The following is a 17,373-nucleotide window of genomic DNA, read 5'->3' as shown; positions in this document are numbered from 1 at the left end:
GCATTCGTAGCTGCCGCGACCGCGTCGGCCCGGGCGTTTTCCGGGGGCGCACAACGTCCGCCCTCACCCCTTCTTCTGCGGATCCTCGGCGTTGCGCCAGACGGTCAGGTCGAGGGTGATGTATTTGCTCGGATCGTTCCCGCCGGACTTGCCGCGGTACGTCGCCACCGCGATGTGTCCGGCATCGCTCAGGACGCAGAGCTGTGAGCCGTCGCCGAGTTGGTCGAGGCGGATCGACTTGCTGTAACGGGTCTCCGAGCGGCAGGTGTCCAGAGAACCCTGCTGCCCGCTGTTCAGCAGCACCAGCTTGCCGTTGCCCGTGGCGATCTCGTCCCGGTCCACCACGTTGAGCACGCGCGGCTGGTAGTACACGTCACCCTTGCTGCCGAATGCGGCGCCCTCCTTGCCGGTCGGACGCGGCGGGTTGTCGGCCAGCATCACGAAGTAGTTCTCGGTCAGGTCGATGCCCTTGTACTCGACGGGCTGCGGGTCCGGCCGCTTCCCGCCCGACGGTTCGGCGGAGTTGCCGGCGGCGGGCTGCTTTGAGCCGTCCTTGCCCGAGCCGTCCGGCAGGAGCGAGTTGACGACGACCAGCCCGACCAGCGCCGCCGCCACCGCGCCGGTGATGATCAGGCCGCGGCCCTTCCGCCGCTGCGGGGGAAGCGGCGGGCCCCAGGCTTGCTGCCCGGTGACGGCAGGCGGTGGAGTGGGCGGGAAGCCCGGGCCGGCCGGAGCCGTCCCCGGCCTGCCCGGCGCGGTCCGCGTGGGTGCGGACGCCGGTTCCGAGCCGGGCGCCGGCCCGAAACCGGGCGGCGGCACGTGCGGGGAGTACGCGGTGGGTGTCGGGCCGGCGGGGGGCGGCGTACGGGCGGGTTCCGGGAGCTGTTGGCGCGAGGTGAGGGACCCGGCCAGTGTTTGCGGCAGCCAGTCCTCGCCCTGCCTCAGCGGGTCGGGGGAGAGGCCGTGACACAGCTCGATGATCTCGGTCAGGGCGGGCCGCCCGGCCGGCTCGCGGCTGAGGCACCGGGCGATCAGCGGCCGCAGCTCGGAGGGCAGCCGGCTGAGGTCGGGGTCCTCGTGGACGATCCGGTACAGCACGGCGTGGGAGGGGCCGTTGCCGTAGGCGGGCGCCCCGATCGCCGCGTAGGCCGCGATCTGGCCGAGGGCGAAGATGTCGGTGGCGGGCGTCACGGCAGCGCCCGCCGCCTGTTCGGGCGCCATGAACGCCGGCGTGCCCACGCTGACGCCGGTGCCGGTGAGGGCCGTGGTGTCGGCGGCGCGGGCGATGCCGAAGTCGATGACGCGCGGGCCGTCCGCGGCGAGCAGGACGTTCGCGGGTTTCAGGTCGCGGTGCACGATGCCCGCGGCGTGGATGACGTGCAGGGCTTCGGCGGCTCCGACGGTCAGCAGGAGCACGCTGCGCAGCGGCAGCGCGCCGTACGTCGACACCGCCTCGGCGAGCGAGGGCCCCGGTACGTAGGAGGTGGCAAGCCACGGCTGCGCACCGTCGGTGTCGAAGTCGATGACCGGTGCCGTGTACAGGCCCTGCACCCGCTGGGCGGATCGCACTTCCTGCTGGAACCGGCGCCGGAACTCGGGATCCTCACTGAATTCGGGGCGGATCACCTTCAGCGCGACGGGCCGCCCGCCAGGTGTGAACGACAGGTACACCTTGCCCATGCCGCCCGCGCCCAGGACCGCCGCCAGGCGGTACCCGCCCACAACGGGCGGGTCGTCGTTCCCCAGGGGCCGGAAGGGCTCCAAAGACGGTGCACCGCTCATGTCGACTCATCCCCTGTTGACGGCAGTTGCGCCCTGCCCCTGCCCGAACGCCGCACCGAGCCTACCGAGGTCGATCGGGTTCTCCGACTCTGTCAGGTTCATTGACAGGAGATGACCGGAGCCGGACGCTGAGAGCGCTCTCAAGCAGTTCGGATTTCCCCCCACAGGTAAGGAAGAACATGTTCCGCTTATCGAAAGTGCTGGCATCCGGGGTCGCGGCGCTGGCCGTCGCCGCCGGCCTGATGGTTTTCGGTCCGTCGCCATCCGCGGAGGCCGTACCGGCCACCATCCCGCTCACGATCAAGAACAGCTCGGGGCGCAGCGAGCCGGTCTACGTCTACAACCTGGGAACCCTGCTCACGACGGGCCAGCAGGGCTGGGCCGACGCCAACGGCACGTTCCACCCTTGGCCCGCGGGAGGCAATCCCCCCACCCCCGCGCCCGACGCGTCGATCGCGGGTCCGGCCAACGGGCAGACCAAGACGATCCGGATGCCCAAGTTCTCGGGACGCGTCTACTTTTCCATCGGCCAGAAGATCGTCTTCAAGCTGAGCACCGGCGGCCTGGTGCAGCCTGCCGTGCAGAACAGCTCCGACCCCAACCGCAACATCCTGTTCAACTGGTCCGAGTACACGCTCAACGACGCCGGCCTGTGGATCAACAGCACCCAGGTCGACATGTTCTCGGCTCCCTACGCGGTGGGCGTGAAGGCGGCCGACGGCACGGTCAGGAACACCGGCCGGCTGAAGCCGGGCGGCTACAACGCCGTCTTCAGCCAACTGCGTTCGGCCGGCTGGGGCGGACTGATCCAGAACCGCCCCGACGGCACGCCGCTGCGAGCGCTCTCGCCCGGTCACGGCATCGAGGCGGGCGGAGTCCCGCCCGGCGTCATGAACGACTACATCAACCGGGTCTGGAGCAAGTACAGCTCCTCCACGCTCACCGTGACGCCGTTCGCGAACCAGCCGAACACCAAGTACTACGGCCGGGTCTCGGGCAACGTCATGAACTTCACCAACGGCTCAGGAGCGGTGGTCACCAGCTTCCAGAAGCCGGACTCCGACAGCATCTTCGGCTGCTACAAGCTCCTGGACGCACCCAACGACCTCGTCCGCGGCCCGATCTCCCGCACCCTGTGCGCGGGCTACAACCGGTCGACGCTCCTGACCAACCCCAACCAACCCGACGCGAACGGCGCCAACTTCTACCGCGACGCCGTCACCAACCACTACTCCCGCATCATCCACGGACAGATGGCCGACGGTAAGGCGTACGGCTTCGCCTTCGACGACGTGGGCGCCCACGAGTCGCTGGTGCACGACGGCAACCCGCAAGAGGCCTTCATGACGCTGGAACCGTTCAACTAGCCCAGGACCAGGACCCGTAGGGCGCGGCGGGATGCCCGGCCCCCGCCGCGCCCTCCTCGGGCCGGGCGGCGGCCGTCACCCGTCGGCGTCTGCAGGGGGACCGGCGGCCGCCCCGTCCTCGGCAGCCGAGGCGGAGCCCCGGTCCGGCTCCCGCTCCCAGTAGAGGGCGCGCTTGCGCCGCCGCTCGTCCGTCAGCTCGGGCAGCGGCTCCGAGGCCACCCGGCGGGCGCCCGACCGCAGGAACTCCACGACCACCATGGCCTGTTCGCCGAGCTCCCAGCGCTCCAGCAGCCCGCCGTCGATCAACCGGGTCATGAGCTCCATGCCGTCCTGGCGCTCCTCGCGCTGCTCACTGCGGAACAGCTTCCGGATCTCCTGCACGTCCTGCGGGTTGCGGGCCATCATCTGTGCCATGACGGCGTCGTCGCCCTTCTCCATGGCGTGCTGGAAGCTTTCCGCCCAGCGCTGGATGAGGAGGCGCTCGTTGTCGTCCCGGATCTCCCGCAGCCGCTGGCGGAACTGTTCCACGGCGGTCTGGTTGAGGACCTCGCCGACCCGTACGCCGTGCTCCCGGCTCAGCCGGTCCGCCTGGATCGTCACGAACACGTCCAGTTCCATGCCGAACCGGACGCCCAGCTCGTGTCCGGTCAGCGCCTCGTTGACCGCGTCGCGGACCTCCTCGGCGTGATTGATCGAGTAGGTGCGCGATACGTCGCGCAGCCGCTGCTCCAGTTCCGGCACGAGCAGTGCGCCCACGTCGGTGACCTGGCTCCGGGCAACGCCGCAGGGGTCGGCCACCCGCCACCGGACGGCCACGTCGGCGGGGAAGGACCGGCCCCTCTCCGACGCCGGCAACTGGGCCTGGAACGAGACGGTGTGCCAGCCCAGCTGGAGTTCGAACGCGGTGTAGGGGCGGGTGAACCAGCGCAGCAGGAAGCTTTCGTCGCCCTCGGGTCCCACCGCCCGCGGCGGACGGTTGCGGTAGTAGAGCACGGCCACGTACTGCGCGCTGCGGTGCCGGTACGGCCAGGCCGGACGGTACTCGCGGATGAAGGGGCCGGCCAGCGCCTGTGCGGACGCCGGGCGCTCGCCCTCCAGCCGGGGGGACGCGGCGGCCGCATGGGGCGGCTGGGGGTTCCAGGGGCGGTGCGGCGCGACGGGCGGGGCTGGCGGGGCCGGCGGCCCGGGCGGGGCGGGCGGGCCGACGTGTACGGGGTAGTTCATGGTCATCACTCCGTCTTCTCAGCTCGTGGCGCCGGACGCACCCGGCGGGATGATCACGGTCCGCGGCACGGCGTCGTACAGCCGCCGCGTGGTGGCCCCGGTCAAGGACTCGTCGGGGTCGCGCTCCATGCGCCGCACCAGGTTCCGCAGCCGCTCGATGTCGTCCTGCGCACTCACCAGGAGCGGGAGGAAGCCGCACAGGACGTCCAGCAGTCCGGGGTCCTCGTCCGCGAGACGCATCCAGATGGCGAGGGAGGACTCCACCTCCGCCCGCCACCGGGCGGTGTCCAGTCCGGTCCACACCAGGTCCGCCAGCATGGGGGCGGCCTCCGGCCGGGCGGTGAGCAGCCCCGCCACCACCGGCCAGCCCGGGTGTTCCGCGAGCCAGGGGACGTCCTCCAGGCCCCACAGGGCGGACGGCTGCTGCCAGAGCAGCCGGTCCACGGTGAACAGGGCCAGGTCGTGCCGGCTCCAGCGGCGGTCGCCCAGCCAGGATCCCAGCCGTGCCAGTGCGGTCGCCCCGTGGGAGCCGACGACCAGCCGCGCCACGCTGTACGAGGCGTGCGTCAGCAGCTCCTCGTCGTCGCGCCCGGCCAGCAGCCCGAGTTCGTCGAGGGAGGCGGAGACGGACCGTTCGACCGTGCCGTAACCGTGCACCAGGGCCGCCGTGCTGCGCAGGCCCGCGTCGGCCTCGTCGCGGGCCCACGCCCGCACCGTGTCGCGCACGATCGGCCGGACCGCCTCGTCGAGGGACGCGGCGTAGGCCAGCGCCGTCGCCGCGGCCACGTGCTGCTCGGGGGAGTCCGAGGTCGCCATCGGCAGCACCACCTCCTGGAACAGGAACGCCAGGTCGCGCGGGCACAGCGCCCCGACGGTGAGCGCGGCGGGCACCCATGCGACGGGCCGGCCGTCGTCGCACAGTGTCCGCAGCCAGCGGCCCAGGGGCCCGCGCACGTTGGGGTAGCCCTCCCAGGCGTGGGAAAGCACCGCCCAGGGCAGCGCCCGGCCCTGCAGGCGTACCTTGCGCACGCCCAGCGGCCGGCTGCCGAACCGGACGTCCCCGGTGAACACCTCGGCCCGCGCGGCCGCGAGCCGGGCGTCCTGGTGGTCGTGGAACAGCGCCCGGCCCGGATCCTTCGCCGGGTCCATGGTCACCGCGAACTCCCAGGCCAGCCGCTCGGCGGCCTCGGCGGCCACGCTGTACGGCGAACCGCTGAACACCGCCACCGTCGTGCGGAAGGCCGCCAGCCGGGTCGCCGCCGCCATCGCCGCCCGGTTGCGGGGCGGCACCCGCCCCGGCGCCGCCAACCAGGCCTCCGCCTGCCGCGCCGCAAAGGTCCGCAGCTCGGCCAGGAGTTCCTCCTCGGGCAGCTTCCCCGCAAGGTGGTCGACGAGGAGCCGGGCCAGCGACTCGACCTCATGGGGCCGCAGTTGGTCCAGTCCGAGGGCCGCAGTCACGTCCGCCCGGTCGGCCAGGGCCAGGGCCGCCGCCAGCCGCTCCACCTCGCCGTGCCCCAGCAGGGCCACCAGGTGTTTGCGCAGCATGCCGTCGGACGAGGGCGGCCGGAACAGCGTGCCGTACCGCCCGCGGAGCAGCTCGTCCGCGAAGCCGCCCGCCTCGACGACCAGGATCGCGTACGCGCCGTGCCGCTCCAGCAGCGAGCTGAGCCGGTCCAGGTGCAGTTCGGCCGGAGGTTCGGCGAACCGGGCCCGGTCCTCCCCGTACCGGTCCTCGTCGGCCGGGCGCCGCTCGGCGTGGAACACGCCGTCCCCGGTGATCTCCACCAGGTAGCCGTGCTCCGCCTGGAGGTCGGCCCCGTCGATGCGGTGCAGCTCGGTGCGCGGGTCCAGCCGCTCGATGCGGCCGCGCGTCACCTCGTCGAGCAGGGACAGCGCCGTGTACGTGCGTCCGCTGCCCGGGTCGCCGCACAACGCGATCAGCCGCTGCCGCTCCAGGCGGGTCCGCGCCGCCCCGTAGCCGGGCGGTTCCTGGAACACCCGCCGCAGCCGCCGGAGTTCGTCGCGGTGCACGGAGCCGGTGACCAGCCGGGCGGCTGCGGCCCGGCCGCCGTGGTAGTGGTGGTGGTCGCCCAGGTGGACGTCGCCCCGGGTGCCGTCGACGACGGCGTTGCGCCCGCGCACGTCGAAGAAGTGCGCGCGTGCCTGCCGCGCCGCGTCGTAGCCCCCGTCCCCCAGCCTGTTGCCGAACGGGCCGCTGCGGGCCGCGGCGAAGTCCCGGCCGTCGCCGCCCGCGGGACCTCCCGCGCCCGGTCCGCCGCCGGCTGCCCCGGCGGCGGCCGCGTTCCCGCCCGCGGCCTCTCCGCCGCCCTGTGCGCCGGCTCCGGCGCCGCCTGCGTCACTCATCTCCACCATCCCGGTCCGCGGCGTCGCCCTCGTCGCGCGTGAGGGTCACACCGGTGACGTTCCCGTGCACCTCGGCGCCGTCCACGATCTGATTGGGTCCGTGCACGGTGATCGCGTACTTCGCGGGCGGCGGCGGCGCGGGCTTGGCGCCGTTGCGCCGGTCTCCGTCGCGCCGTTCCCCGGTCCGTCGTTCCCCCGTCCGCCGGTCCCCGTCCTGCCGGCGGTCCGCTTCCCGCCGGTCGCCCTGCCGCCGGTCCCCGGCGCCGCCCCCGTCGGCCTCGTCCCCGTCCTGCCGCACTCGCCCGGGCTCCGGCAGCGGCGGCCGGGAGCGCCGGGGCACGTGGAACCAGGCCGTCTCGTCGGTCTCCTTGACGCGTACGGGATACGGCGCGTAGCACTCGGGCTCGACGAACCGGCCGCCGTCGGCGACCACCGTGCGGTACAGGACGTCCGAGACCACGAAGACCAGTCCGATCGTTTCGTCCGCGGCCAGTACCTCCCGCGCCGGCTCGCTGTCGCACAGCCGGCAGGCCAGGTCGACGGTCCGGCCCACCAGCCCCCGGCCGTCGTCGCTGACGGGCCCGCTGTGCATGGCGACGCGCAGCCGCAGTGGCTCCAGCCGTCCCCGGTTGTGCTCGCGCAGGCCCTGGTGGACCTCTTCGAGCCACACCCCCACCAGAGCCGCGGGCGGTACGGCCGGGTCCAGCGCGGCCAGTATCCCGTCGCCGCGGTCTTCGACGTGTACCTGTCCGACGGGTACCCCGATCGCCTCGAAGGCCGCCTCGAAGACCTCGTACATCGCGCGCCGCGACCGCAGTTTGGCGTGCTGGTCCAGCTGACCCGACCCTCTGATGTCCGCGCTCACCACCAGCCGGTGCACGGCCGCCTCATGACTGTTGCTCACTCCGCCCCCCTGGAACGCCGAACCGACACGCCCAGGATGGCGGCGCCCCGGCATGCTGTATGTAGCCGTTTACACACCCGGCCGCGGTAGGCGCGGGCCCCCGCTCCCGCCCCCGGCTCCGTCACCGCCGCCCCCGCCGGCGAGCAGCCGCAGCGGTTCGAGGTCGGTGACCACCAACTGCCGGGAAGCGGTGCGGACGATGCCCCGCTCGCGCAGCAGGCGCAGGGCCTTGGCCACCGCCTCGCGGGTCGAGCCCACGGACGCGGCCAGGTCGTGCTGCGGGAGCGGCAGGTCGATGGTGACGCTCGCGTCGGGGTTGCGGCGGCCGGTCCGCTCGACCAGTTCGACGAGCCGTGCCGCGAGCCGCTGGAGCACGTTCTCCGAGGCCAGCGAGCGGCGTTCGCCGTCGGAGCTGCGCAGCCGCGAGCTGAGCTGGCGCAGCACGAGCGCGCTGGCGGCGGGGCTGCCGGCGAGGAAGCCGCGGAACCGGTCGCCCGGGATCACTACGGCGGCCACCGGCCCGAGGGCGGCCACGGTGGCGCTGCGCGGCCGCAGGTCCATGGCGGCCAGCTCGCCCACCAGCTCACCGGCGCCGCGCAGGGCGAGGATCAGGCGGTTGCCGCGCTCGGTGGTCACCGACACCACCGCCCAGCCGCCGGTGATCGCCACGACGTGGGAAGTGGTGGCGCGTTCCGGCAGGATGACCGCACCGGGCTCGTAGCGGCGAGGTACGCCGAGGGCCAGCAGCGCCGCCCGGTCCTGCGGGCGTAACGCGTGGAGCAGTGGCTGCTCCTGTTCGATGAGACTCACGTCGACCGCTCCCGTACCGGCACCGGCCCACCGACCTCATGGCAAGCCCCACGCAATGACACATACACGTCAATGGCTGCGGGTGCACGGCAGTTGACCGAATCCGCCGCGGGCGAGAGCGGAGGGGCCGGTGGGGAGTGTGGCGGCCATCGGCGGTCGAGTTCGGTGGCGAATTTGGCCGGATTCCTCTGGTGAGCCGTCGGATCGGGCCTGGCGAGCGGTCGCGCCGCGTGCCGGGCGCGCTCTCGACCAGTCCGAATACCGTCGGTCGCCCTGGCAAACACCCTGCGGGACGAGATCACTGCATCGAGGTAATGCCAGCGATTCAGGCGGGGCGGATGGCGGTACCGGCCGTTAATGTTCCACCGGATCTGGACGGATTCCCTGATATTCGCCCTCTTTTTCCTCTTTCACCGGTGACGTGCACCTATGCCGATCGCCTCCCTTACGAAGGAGAGCTCGCCCGATGACCGTTGACACCAGCCCGGAAGCGCAGCTGGAGCCGCCGAAGCAGTCCAGCCTGGGCACGGCGGCCGCCCGCAACCTTGCCACCACGACCAAGTCCGCCCCCCAGATGCAGGAGATCACCTCCCGCTGGCTGCTGAGGATGCTCCCCTGGGTGGAGACCAAGGGCGGCACCTACCGGGTGAACCGGCGGCTGAGTTACACCGTCGGCGACGGGCGCATCGACTTCGTCCAGGACGGCGCCACCGTCCGGGTGATCCCCCGCGAGCTCGGCGAACTGGCCCTGCTGCGCGGCTTCGACGACGTGGAGGTGCTGACCGCGCTCGCCGGCCGGTGCGTCCAGCGTGACTTCCGGGCCGGCGAGGTGCTGGTCGAGCGCGGTGCCCCCTCCGAGCACATCCACCTGATCGCGCACGGCCGCATCAACCAGACCTCCGTCGGCCAGTACGGTGACGAGGTCGCCGTCGCCGTGCTCGCCGGCGGCGACCGGTTCGGTGAGAACGCCCTGCTCGACGGGGCCGGCGGGTGGGACTACACCGCCACCGCCGAGACCCCCGGCACCCTGCTCACGCTCTCCCGCGCCGACTTCGCCGCCGTGCTGGCCTCGGCCCCGAGCCTCCAGGCCCACGTCCGGGAGTTCAGCGCCCTGCCCCGTCAGCGGCAGAACAAGCACGGCGAGGCCGAGATCGCCATGTCGGCGGGCCACACCGGCGAAGCCGAACTGCCCGGCGCCTTCGTCGACTACGAGGCCAAGCCGCGCGAGTACGAACTCTCCATCGCGCAGACCGTTCTGCGGGTCCACACGAGGGTCGCCGACCTCTACAACGAGCCGATGAACCAGACCGAGGAGCAACTCCGGCTCACCATCGAGGCGCTGCGCGAGCGGCAAGAGCACGAACTCGTGAACAACCGGGAGTTCGGCCTGCTGCACAACGCCGACTTCAAGCAGCGGATCCAGACCCACTCCGGCCCGCCCACTCCGGACGACCTCGACGAGCTGCTCTGCCGCCGCCGCGGCTCCAAGTTCTTCCTCGCCCACCCCAAGGCGATCGCTGCGATCGGGCGCGAGTTCAACGCTCGCGGGCTCTACCCGGACCACGTAGACGTCGGCGGGCAGCTGGTCCCGGCCTGGCGCGGGGTCCCGATCCTGCCCTGCAACAAGATCCCCATCAGCAAGGAGAACACCAGCTCGATCCTCGTCATGCGAACCGGCGCGGACAACCAGGGCGTCATCGGCCTGCGCCAGACCGGTCTGCCGGAGGAGTACGAGCCGGGTCTGTCGGTGCGCTTCATGGGCATCGACGAGAGGTCGATCATCTCCTACCTGGTCACCACCTACTATTCCGCCGCGATCCTGGTGCCCGACGCGCTCGGCGTGCTGGAGAACGTGCAGATCGCCCGCAGGCGCGACTAGGCCCTCTCCGGAGAACTTCCCCACGGTCACGACAGCCCGGACCCTCCCGGGCCGACCGAGCATGCCCGGGATCCGGGACAGCCCACCCACCTCACCAAGGAGCTACGGATGCCCGATCCTGGGCTTTCCCCTCTGCAGTCGAGCCTGCCTGCCGCCGCGGCCCGCTTCGGGGCCCACGTCCTCGCCCGCGCGCACGCCTCCGGAACCGAAGCCGCCGCCGGCGACGCCCGCCCCGCCCTGCCTTCCGGGCCCGCCCTGCCCTTCGTTCCCGTCTTCGGTGCGGGGGCCGTGCCCGCGACGGTGCCCGTCCCCGGCGAACCGGTCGCTCAGCACGTGGGGGAGGGCGCGGCGGCGGTGAGGCGGCCGAGCCCTGCCCTGGAACGGATCCTGAGCGGCCCCAGCGGTCTGGGCACGGCGGGCCTGCACCCGGCCCGGCGCGAGGAGCCGCCGGCGCCACCGGCGCCCGAGGCGCCGGTGGAGGGCCATCCGATCCCGGGCCTCTACTACCACCCGGTGCCGGAGCCCGATCCGGCGCGGGTGGAGGAGGTCAGCCGCAGGATCAAGGCATGGGCGCTGGACGAGGTCGAGCTCTACCCCGAGGACTGGGAGGGCCAGTTCGACGGCTTCCACGTCGGGCGCTACATGGTCGCCTGCCATCCGGACGCGCCCACCGTCGAGCACCTGATGCTCGCCACGCGGCTGATGGTCGCCGAGAACGCGGTCGACGACTGCTACTGCGAGGACCACGGCGGCTCGCCCATCGGCCTCGGCGGACGCCTGCTGCTGGCGCACACCGCCCTCGACGCCCTGCACACGACGAAGGAGTACCAGCCGGAGTGGGCGCAGTCGCTCCACTCGGACGCGCCTCGGCGTGCCTACCGCTCCGCCATGGAGTACTTCGTCCGGCAGTCCACCCCCTCCCAGGCCGACCGGTACCGGCACGACATGGCCCGTCTGCATCTCGGGTACCTCGCCGAGGCCGCGTGGGCCCAGACGGAGCACATGCCCGAGGTGTGGGAGTACCTGGCGATGCGGCAGTTCAACAACTTCCGCCCCTGCCCCACCATCACGGACACCGTCGGCGGCTACGAACTGCCCGCGGACCTGCATGCCCTGCCCGCCATGCAGCGGGTCATCGCACTCGCCGGGAACGCCACCACCATCGTCAACGACCTGTACTCCTACACCAAGGAACTCGCCAGCCCCGGCCGGCACCTGAACCTGCCCGTGGTGATCGCGGAACGTGAGGGCATCTCGGACCGGGAGGCCTACCTGAAGGCGGTCGAGGTCCACAACGACCTCATGCACGACTTCGAGGCCGCGGCCGCCGACCTGGCCGCCTCCTGCCCCGTCCCGAGCGTGCTGCGCTTCCTGAGGGGAGTGGCCGCGTGGGTCGACGGCAACCACTACTGGCACCAGACCAACACCTATCGCTACAGCCTGCCCGATTTCTGGTAAAGATGGGATGTATCCATGACTAGCACCGATCTCAACACCGCCACTGCTACCGCCACTTCGGCCGGTACCTCGGCATTTATCCCTGGCCCGGCGACGCCCTATCAGGGGGACATCGCCCGTTACTGGAACAACGAGGCCAGGCCCGTGAACCTGCGCCTCGGCGACGTCGACGGTCTTTACCACCACCACTACGGCATCGGCGACGTGGACCACGCCGCCCTCGGCGACGCCGACGACAGCGCATACGAGAAGAAGCTGATCGCCGAGCTCCACCGCCTGGAGTCGGCGCAGGCCGAACTGCTTTTGGACCACCTCGGCCCCATCGAGCGCGACGACACGCTCGTGGACGCCGGCTGCGGCCGCGGCGGTTCGATGGTCATGGCCCACCAGCGCTTCGGATGCAAGGTCGAGGGCGTCACCCTGTCGGCCAAGCAGGCCGACTTCGCCAACCAGCGCGCCCATGAACTCGGCATCGAGGACCACGTCCGCGCCCGTGTCTGCAACATGCTCGGCACGCCCTTCGAGACCGGGCAGGCGGCAGCCTCGTGGAACAACGAGTCGAGCATGTACGTCGACCTGGACGACCTCTTCGCCGAGCACTCCCGCGTCCTCGAGGTCGGCGGCCGCTACGTGACCATCACGGGCTGCTGGAACCCGCGTTACGGCCAGCCCTCGAAGTGGGTCTCCCAGATCAACGCGCACTTCGAGTGCAACATCCACTCCCGCCGGGAGTACATGCGCGCCATGGCCGACAACCGCCTCGTACCGCAGGCCGTCATCGACCTGACTCCCGCGACCCTGCCCTACTGGGAGCTGCGGGCCACCTCGCGCCTGGTCACCGGCATCGAAGAGGCGTTCATCAACTCCTACAAGGACGGCTCCTTCCAGTACCTCCTGATCGCGGCCGACCGCATCTGACCCCGACCGCCGCCGCCTGAAAGGGCCGGACCCGTCACCCGACGGACCCGGCGCTTTCGGCGTCGGCGCGAGGCTCTATGCGCCGATGTCCCGGTTGCGGAAGTCCTCCAGCGTCTCGCGCCGTACGAGGACCCGGGCCGCGCCCTCGTGGACCGCGATGACCGCGGGGCGGCCGACGAGGTTGTAGCCGGACGCCATGGACAGTTGATACGCACCGGCCACGGGTACGGCGAGCAGGTCTCCGGGGTGGATGTCGTCGGGCAGTTCCACGTCGGCGGCGAGGATGTCGCCGGCCTCGCAGTGCCGGCCGACGACCGTGGCCGTACGGGGGCCGGCCGTCGAGTGGCGGCCGATCAGGCGGGGCGCGTAGCGCACCCCGTACAGGGCGGGGCGCGGGTTGTCGCTCATACCGCCGTCGACGGCGACGAACACCCTCTCGCCGGTGTGTTTGACGGCGAGGACCCGGTACAGCGCGACTCCGGCCGGCCCGACGACGGCCCGCCCGGGTTCGATGAGGAGCCGGGGCACGGTCAGCCGGGCCGCACCGCACCCTTCGACCAGCTCGGCGCGCAGCCGTCGGGCGAGTGCGGTGAGGTCGAGGGCGGGTTCGCCGGGCCGGTAGGCGATGCCGTGGCCGCCGCCCATGTCCAGTTCGGGCAGGACGATGCCGTGGGTGTCACGGATGCGGGCCATCAGCCCGACCATGCGGCGCAGGGCCACCAGGTAGGGCTTCACGTCGGTGATCTGGGATCCGATGTGGCAGTGCAGGCCGGTCAGTTCGAGCTGCGGCTGGCCCAGGATCCGGGCGACGGCGTGCTGCGCGCCCCCGTCGGTGAGCGACAGCCCGAACTTCTGGTCCTCCGTGCCCGTGCGGATCTTGTCGTGGCCCCCGGCCGAGACGCCCGGCACCACCCGCACCATGACCTTCTGGTGCCCCTCGGGTCCGACGGCGGCCGCGATCCGGGCGATCTCCGACGGACCGTCGATGACGATCCGCCCCACGCCGAGGCGGAGCGCCGCTTCCAGGTCGCGGGGCGATTTGGCGTTGCCGTGCAGCACGATCCGCTCGGGCGGGAAGCCGGCGGTGACGGCGAGCTCCAGCTCCCCGGCGGAACACACGTCCAGGCCCAGTCCCTCCTCCTGCACCCAGCGCACCATGGCGCGGGAGAGGAACGCCTTCGCGGCGTAGTGGACATCGGCGCCGGGGAAGGCCTCCCGGTAGGTCCGGCAGCGCCCGCGCACCTCACCCTCGTCCAGGACGTAGACCGGGGTCTCGAACCGCTCGGCGATCTCGGTGAGGGAGACCCCGCCGACGGCCAGGCCGCCGTGCGGGAGCCGCTCCGTGGAGGCGGGCCATATGGACAGATCCTCCGCGCCGGTGGCGACGTCGGAGAGTACGGCAATGGTCATCGGGACTTCCCCCTCAGAGAACGCGGACTGTGACGTCGGTCGTCCTCGCCGGCACCGGGGTGACGGCGGGGGCGGAGAGGGCCGGGTCGATCGTCACCAGGCGCACGCCGAGCGGCGAAGCCACCGCGCGGAGCGCCGATTCGGAGAGCCGGATCCAGGGCTGCTCCGCGCCGAGCGTCGCGGCCAGCAGGTCGGGGCGGGTGAATCCGACGGCGGTGCGGTCGCCGAGAGGGGTGCGGAACATCCGGAGCACCACCTCCGCTGTTCCCGGCCGGACGGGCACGCAGAGGGGTCCGGCCGGGACGCGTTCTTCAGGATCGGGGTCGTCTTCGTACGGGAACAAACACATGGGGCCCTCCCGGAGGAACCACGAGTGGCGGTTGAGGCCCCGGGTGCGGGGAGGCAGTCCGGGGCGCGACACCGAAGCTATCCCCGGGTTCCCGCACCTGCCGCCACCCCATGACGGGTCCTTGACGACGACCGGCCGAGTTCATACGGGTCCCTGACGCGGCGTCGGGTCGCGTCAGGGATGCGTCCGCCCCCCGGCAGCGCGCAGCCCTGCTCGGCGCGTCGCCGGGCAGGGCCGGGCGGCGCGCCGAGCAGGGTCTGTCGCCGGCGTCAGCCGGTTTGCTTCTTCCAGCCGGTACACAGGGCCAGGATGATGATCGCGTCGATCGCGATGATGATGATCGCCCACCAGGGCTGATACGGCAGCCACATGAAGTTGAGAATGATGCTGAGGCCTGCCAGCCCGATGCCCGCTCCACGGGCCAGGCCCGAGCCGGCGAAGATGCCTATCCCGGCGAGGACGACGATGATTCCGATGATGAGGTGGATCCAGCCCCACGCCGTCAGGTCGAACTCGAAGACGTAGCTCCCGATCCTGAGGTAGACGTCGTCGTTCGCTATGGCCGCGATGCCCTCGAACACGGCCAGGCAGCCCGAGACGATCAGCATCACGGCGGCGAAGAGCACGCCGCCGCTGATCGTGTCGCCGCCACCTTCGGTCAGTGGTGTCGTGCCGGGAGCGGGTCCGGTGTTCCAGTTCCCTCCGGTCGGTGTCTGCTGGCTCATGGAAGTCACCTCACAGCTGTCGTTGCGGGCCGGCCGTGCCTTCCTCCCAGCATCACGAGGAAGCGGGTTCCCGTGATCACCCGATGCGGGTGATCTTCGTACCGCTACTGGGCCACGGCGCCGCCCGGAGGGAGCAACCCGGCGTGCGAACGTCGCTACGGTGCGTGTCCAATGGACGGCAGCGGCAGCTTCGCCGCGGTCGTCCCCTGGGAGTGCCATGAGTACGCCGCCCGAGCCGCCCGAGCCGCCCCAGCCGTCCGCGTCGTCCGCCCCGTCGTCGCCGTCGGCCCCGTCCGGCAAGGCGCACGAGGGCTCCCGCGCCAAGCGGATCGCGATGAGCACGGTCTCGGCCGTGCTGATCACGCTCACCTGCATTCTCGTACCGGTCTCCCTGCTCACCGTGTGGGTGCACGACATCGTGCTGGACACCGACCGGTACGTGTCGACGGTGTCCCCGCTCGCATCCGACCCCGCGATCGAGGCCGCCACCGTCCACCGCATCACCGAGGCAGCCGATGTCCGGGTCGACGGCCCCCGGGTCGCGGCGGACATCGCGGCGTGGCTGGAGTCCCAGGGACTGCCGCCGCGCGCCAGTACGGCCGTCAAGGCGCTGGGGCCGCAGCTCGACTCGGCCGTCGACCAGGCCGTCACCAAGGTGGCGACGCGCTTCGTCGACAGCGACCGGTTCGAGAAGGTGTGGACCGAGGCCAACCGGGCCGCACACACGGCCGTCGTACGCGCGCTCACCGGTGAGGGCCGGGGCGCGGTCGGGGTCAGTGACGGCACCGTCACCCTTGACGTCGGCGTCGCGGTGGAGCGGGTCAAGGAGGATCTGGTGGCCGCCGGCCTCTCCCCGGCGGAGAAGATCCCCGAGGTCAACAAGCAGATGGTGCTCTTCCAGTCCGACAAGCTGGCCAAGATCAGGAACGCGGTGCACCTGCTCGACGTCGTCGGCAACTGGCTGCCCGTGCTCACCGTGGTTCTCGGGGCCATCGGGGTGCTGCTCGCCCGGCGCCGTCGCAGGGCGCTGGTGACCACCACCCTCTGCGCGGCCGCGGCCTGCCTGATCCTCGCCATCGGCCTCGTGATCGCCCGCCGCTACTACCTCGATCACCTGCCGGCGGAGGTGCAGTCCCCGGCCGCGGCCGCCGCCGTCTTCGACACCCTCGTCCGCTTCCTGCGCGTCAGCATCCGCACCGCGATCGTGCTGGGAATCGTGGTGGCGATCGGCGCCTACCTGTCCGGAGCCGGCCGACTGCCGATCGCCGTGCGCGGGAAGGCCGAGACCATGGCCGACTCCGCCGCGCGCTGGGGCAGTGGTCACGGGGTGCACACCGGCAAGGTCGGTACCTGGGTGGACGCCTACCGGCGGTGGCTCACCCTCGCGGCCCTGCTGGTGATCGCGCTGGTGTTCGCGCTGTGGAACCACCCGACGGTGCTGACGGTGCTGCTGATGGTGGTCATCCTCCTCGCCGTGCTCGCCGTACTCGCGCTCCTCGCGGCCGGCGGCCGCAACAGCGAACCCACCGAGCGTGCCGGCAAGTCGTAGCCGCCGCCCCGTCAGGCAGGCTGCTGACGCATCTCGACCACGCGCATGCCCAGGGACTGGAAGCGGGTGAGGAGCCCGTACAGGTGGGCCTCGTCCGCCACGGTGCCCAGGAAGAGGGTCTGCTCCCGCAGGGGCATCCGGTCGAGCTCGGGGAAGCTCGCGGCGAGTGCGTCCGGCACGATGCCCGCTATGCGGAATTCGTAGCGCATGAGAGCACTCACCTCTCTCGTCCGACCTCACCTTCCATGGTCGGTCCCCGACCACCTTCTCGGCATCGCCTGGTTCGGGGGAGTCACAGGATCCCGAGGTCCTGGGCCCGGTGGACGGCCTCGCTGCGCCGGGTGGCGGAGAGCTTGCGGTAGATGCTCTTCAGATGGGTCTTGACCGTGTTGGCCGACACGTACAGCTCGGCGGCGATCTCCTCCGTGGACAGCAGCTGTGCGGCCTTGCGCAGCACCTCGGTCTCCCGCTCACTCAGCGCCTCCACCACAGCTGGCCGCTCGCCGGCCGCAGAGCCGGCACGCCCCGGGGCGAGGGAGGGCAGCCAGCTGTGCAGCCGGGCCAGTTGCGGGTCCTGGCGCAGGATCCGGCCTACCCAGGGGCCGCTCTCGGCGAACATCCGGCGCAGCTCCTC

The 17,373-nt window shown here is 71.8% G+C and carries 15 protein-coding genes; 5 read left to right on the top strand and 10 right to left on the bottom strand.

Annotation, left to right across the window (positions count from 1 at the left end; translation table 11 throughout):
* Positions 1 to 63: 63 nt before the first annotated feature.
* Entirely contained in the window at positions 64 to 1,782 is a 1,719-nt protein-coding gene (locus OHA89_RS05370) for a serine/threonine-protein kinase (protein ID WP_266613234.1), read from the bottom strand.
* Between the two features lie 179 nt (positions 1,783 to 1,961).
* Here OHA89_RS05370 and OHA89_RS05365 point away from each other — a divergent pair, with 179 nt between their 5' ends.
* Positions 1,962 to 3,149 (top strand): glycoside hydrolase family 64 protein, encoded by a 1,188-nt coding sequence (locus OHA89_RS05365; RefSeq protein WP_266613233.1) that lies wholly within the window; start codon positions 1,962 to 1,964, stop codon positions 3,147 to 3,149.
* Between the two features lie 75 nt (positions 3,150 to 3,224).
* Here the strand turns inward: OHA89_RS05365 and OHA89_RS05360 are convergent, their stop codons facing one another.
* From OHA89_RS05360 to OHA89_RS05345, 4 genes are all read right to left on the bottom strand, one after another.
* The gene (locus tag OHA89_RS05360; protein WP_266613232.1) at positions 3,225 to 4,373 is read right to left on the bottom strand and encodes a hypothetical protein; all 1,149 of its coding nucleotides are present in this window, start codon (positions 4,371 to 4,373) and stop codon (positions 3,225 to 3,227) included.
* 18 nt (positions 4,374 to 4,391) lie between these two features.
* A complete protein-coding gene (locus OHA89_RS05355; RefSeq protein ID WP_266613230.1) occupies positions 4,392 to 6,737 on the bottom strand; it encodes a hypothetical protein in 2,346 nt (781 codons plus the stop codon).
* A complete protein-coding gene (locus OHA89_RS05350; RefSeq protein ID WP_266613228.1) occupies positions 6,730 to 7,641 on the bottom strand; it encodes a hypothetical protein in 912 nt (303 codons plus the stop codon). Before OHA89_RS05350 ends, OHA89_RS05355 begins: the two co-directional genes overlap by 8 nt.
* A gap of 69 nt (positions 7,642 to 7,710) precedes the next feature.
* Positions 7,711 to 8,451 (bottom strand): Crp/Fnr family transcriptional regulator, encoded by a 741-nt coding sequence (locus tag OHA89_RS05345; protein WP_406365432.1) that lies wholly within the window; start codon positions 8,449 to 8,451, stop codon positions 7,711 to 7,713.
* A 466-nt stretch (positions 8,452 to 8,917) separates the two neighbouring features.
* Here OHA89_RS05345 and OHA89_RS05340 point away from each other — a divergent pair, with 466 nt between their 5' ends.
* The 3 genes from OHA89_RS05340 to OHA89_RS05330 all read left to right on the top strand — a co-directional run bounded on the left by OHA89_RS05340 (position 8,918) and on the right by OHA89_RS05330 (position 12,706).
* Positions 8,918 to 10,330, top strand: coding sequence for a family 2B encapsulin nanocompartment shell protein (locus tag OHA89_RS05340; protein ID WP_266613224.1), 1,413 nt, complete (start codon positions 8,918 to 8,920; stop codon positions 10,328 to 10,330).
* 108 nt (positions 10,331 to 10,438) lie between these two features.
* Positions 10,439 to 11,788: a family 2 encapsulin nanocompartment cargo protein terpene cyclase gene (locus OHA89_RS05335; RefSeq protein ID WP_266613222.1), complete on the top strand. Its 1,350-nt coding sequence runs from the start codon at positions 10,439 to 10,441 to the stop codon at positions 11,786 to 11,788.
* 15 nt (positions 11,789 to 11,803) lie between these two features.
* Entirely contained in the window at positions 11,804 to 12,706 is a 903-nt protein-coding gene (locus OHA89_RS05330) for a geranyl diphosphate 2-C-methyltransferase (RefSeq protein WP_266613220.1), read from the top strand.
* Between the two features lie 75 nt (positions 12,707 to 12,781).
* On the opposite strand, the gene lysA is transcribed toward OHA89_RS05330, so the two are convergent.
* The 3 genes from lysA to OHA89_RS05315 form a co-directional block, all read right to left on the bottom strand.
* The gene (gene lysA, locus OHA89_RS05325) at positions 12,782 to 14,116 is read right to left on the bottom strand and encodes a diaminopimelate decarboxylase (protein WP_406365431.1); all 1,335 of its coding nucleotides are present in this window, start codon (positions 14,114 to 14,116) and stop codon (positions 12,782 to 12,784) included.
* A 13-nt stretch (positions 14,117 to 14,129) separates the two neighbouring features.
* A complete protein-coding gene (locus OHA89_RS05320; protein ID WP_266613216.1) occupies positions 14,130 to 14,465 on the bottom strand; it encodes an SAV_915 family protein in 336 nt (111 codons plus the stop codon).
* Positions 14,466 to 14,734: 269 nt separating this feature from the next.
* A complete protein-coding gene (locus OHA89_RS05315; RefSeq protein ID WP_257553014.1) occupies positions 14,735 to 15,190 on the bottom strand; it encodes a hypothetical protein in 456 nt (151 codons plus the stop codon).
* Between the two features lie 217 nt (positions 15,191 to 15,407).
* On the opposite strand from OHA89_RS05315, the gene OHA89_RS05310 reads away from it, so the two are divergent.
* Entirely contained in the window at positions 15,408 to 16,739 is a 1,332-nt protein-coding gene (locus OHA89_RS05310; RefSeq protein ID WP_406365429.1) for a hypothetical protein, read from the top strand.
* An 11-nt stretch (positions 16,740 to 16,750) separates the two neighbouring features.
* Here the strand turns inward: OHA89_RS05310 and OHA89_RS05305 are convergent, their stop codons facing one another.
* Together OHA89_RS05305 and OHA89_RS05300 are read right to left on the bottom strand one after the other, a co-directional pair.
* Positions 16,751 to 16,948 carry a hypothetical protein gene (locus OHA89_RS05305; RefSeq protein ID WP_215148963.1) on the bottom strand — a complete coding sequence of 66 codons (198 nt, stop codon included), beginning with the start codon at positions 16,946 to 16,948 and terminating at the stop codon, positions 16,751 to 16,753.
* 83 nt (positions 16,949 to 17,031) lie between these two features.
* Positions 17,032 to 17,358, bottom strand: coding sequence for a response regulator transcription factor (locus OHA89_RS05300; RefSeq protein ID WP_406368398.1), 327 nt, complete (start codon positions 17,356 to 17,358; stop codon positions 17,032 to 17,034).
* Between the last annotated feature and the right edge of the window lie 15 nt (positions 17,359 to 17,373).

The organism is Streptomyces sp. NBC_01546 (genome assembly GCF_045208355.1).
In the GTDB taxonomy this organism is placed as follows: Bacteria; Actinomycetota; Actinomycetes; order Streptomycetales; family Streptomycetaceae; genus Streptomyces.
This window is presented reverse-complemented; position numbering and strand designations above follow the sequence as displayed.

Bases quoted from the DNA above. Each gene is read 5' to 3' on its own strand.
- OHA89_RS05370 (WP_266613234.1), bottom strand. From the start codon at position 1,782: ATGAGCGGTGCACCGTCTTTGGAGCCCTTCCGGCCCCTGGGGAACGAC.
- OHA89_RS05365 (WP_266613233.1), top strand. From the start codon at position 1,962: ATGTTCCGCTTATCGAAAGTGCTGGCATCCGGGGTCGCGGCGCTGGCC.
- OHA89_RS05360 (WP_266613232.1), bottom strand. From the start codon at position 4,373: ATGAACTACCCCGTACACGTCGGCCCGCCCGCCCCGCCCGGGCCGCCG.
- OHA89_RS05355 (WP_266613230.1), bottom strand. From the start codon at position 6,737: ATGAGTGACGCAGGCGGCGCCGGAGCCGGCGCACAGGGCGGCGGAGAG.
- OHA89_RS05340 (WP_266613224.1), top strand. From the start codon at position 8,918: ATGACCGTTGACACCAGCCCGGAAGCGCAGCTGGAGCCGCCGAAGCAG.
- OHA89_RS05335 (WP_266613222.1), top strand. From the start codon at position 10,439: ATGCCCGATCCTGGGCTTTCCCCTCTGCAGTCGAGCCTGCCTGCCGCC.
- OHA89_RS05330 (WP_266613220.1), top strand. From the start codon at position 11,804: ATGACTAGCACCGATCTCAACACCGCCACTGCTACCGCCACTTCGGCC.
- lysA (WP_406365431.1), bottom strand. From the start codon at position 14,116: ATGACCATTGCCGTACTCTCCGACGTCGCCACCGGCGCGGAGGATCTG.
- OHA89_RS05320 (WP_266613216.1), bottom strand. From the start codon at position 14,465: ATGTGTTTGTTCCCGTACGAAGACGACCCCGATCCTGAAGAACGCGTC.
- OHA89_RS05315 (WP_257553014.1), bottom strand. From the start codon at position 15,190: ATGAGCCAGCAGACACCGACCGGAGGGAACTGGAACACCGGACCCGCT.
- OHA89_RS05310 (WP_406365429.1), top strand. From the start codon at position 15,408: ATGAGTACGCCGCCCGAGCCGCCCGAGCCGCCCCAGCCGTCCGCGTCG.
- OHA89_RS05305 (WP_215148963.1), bottom strand. From the start codon at position 16,948: ATGCGCTACGAATTCCGCATAGCGGGCATCGTGCCGGACGCACTCGCC.
- OHA89_RS05300 (WP_406368398.1), bottom strand. From the start codon at position 17,358: ATGTTCGCCGAGAGCGGCCCCTGGGTAGGCCGGATCCTGCGCCAGGAC.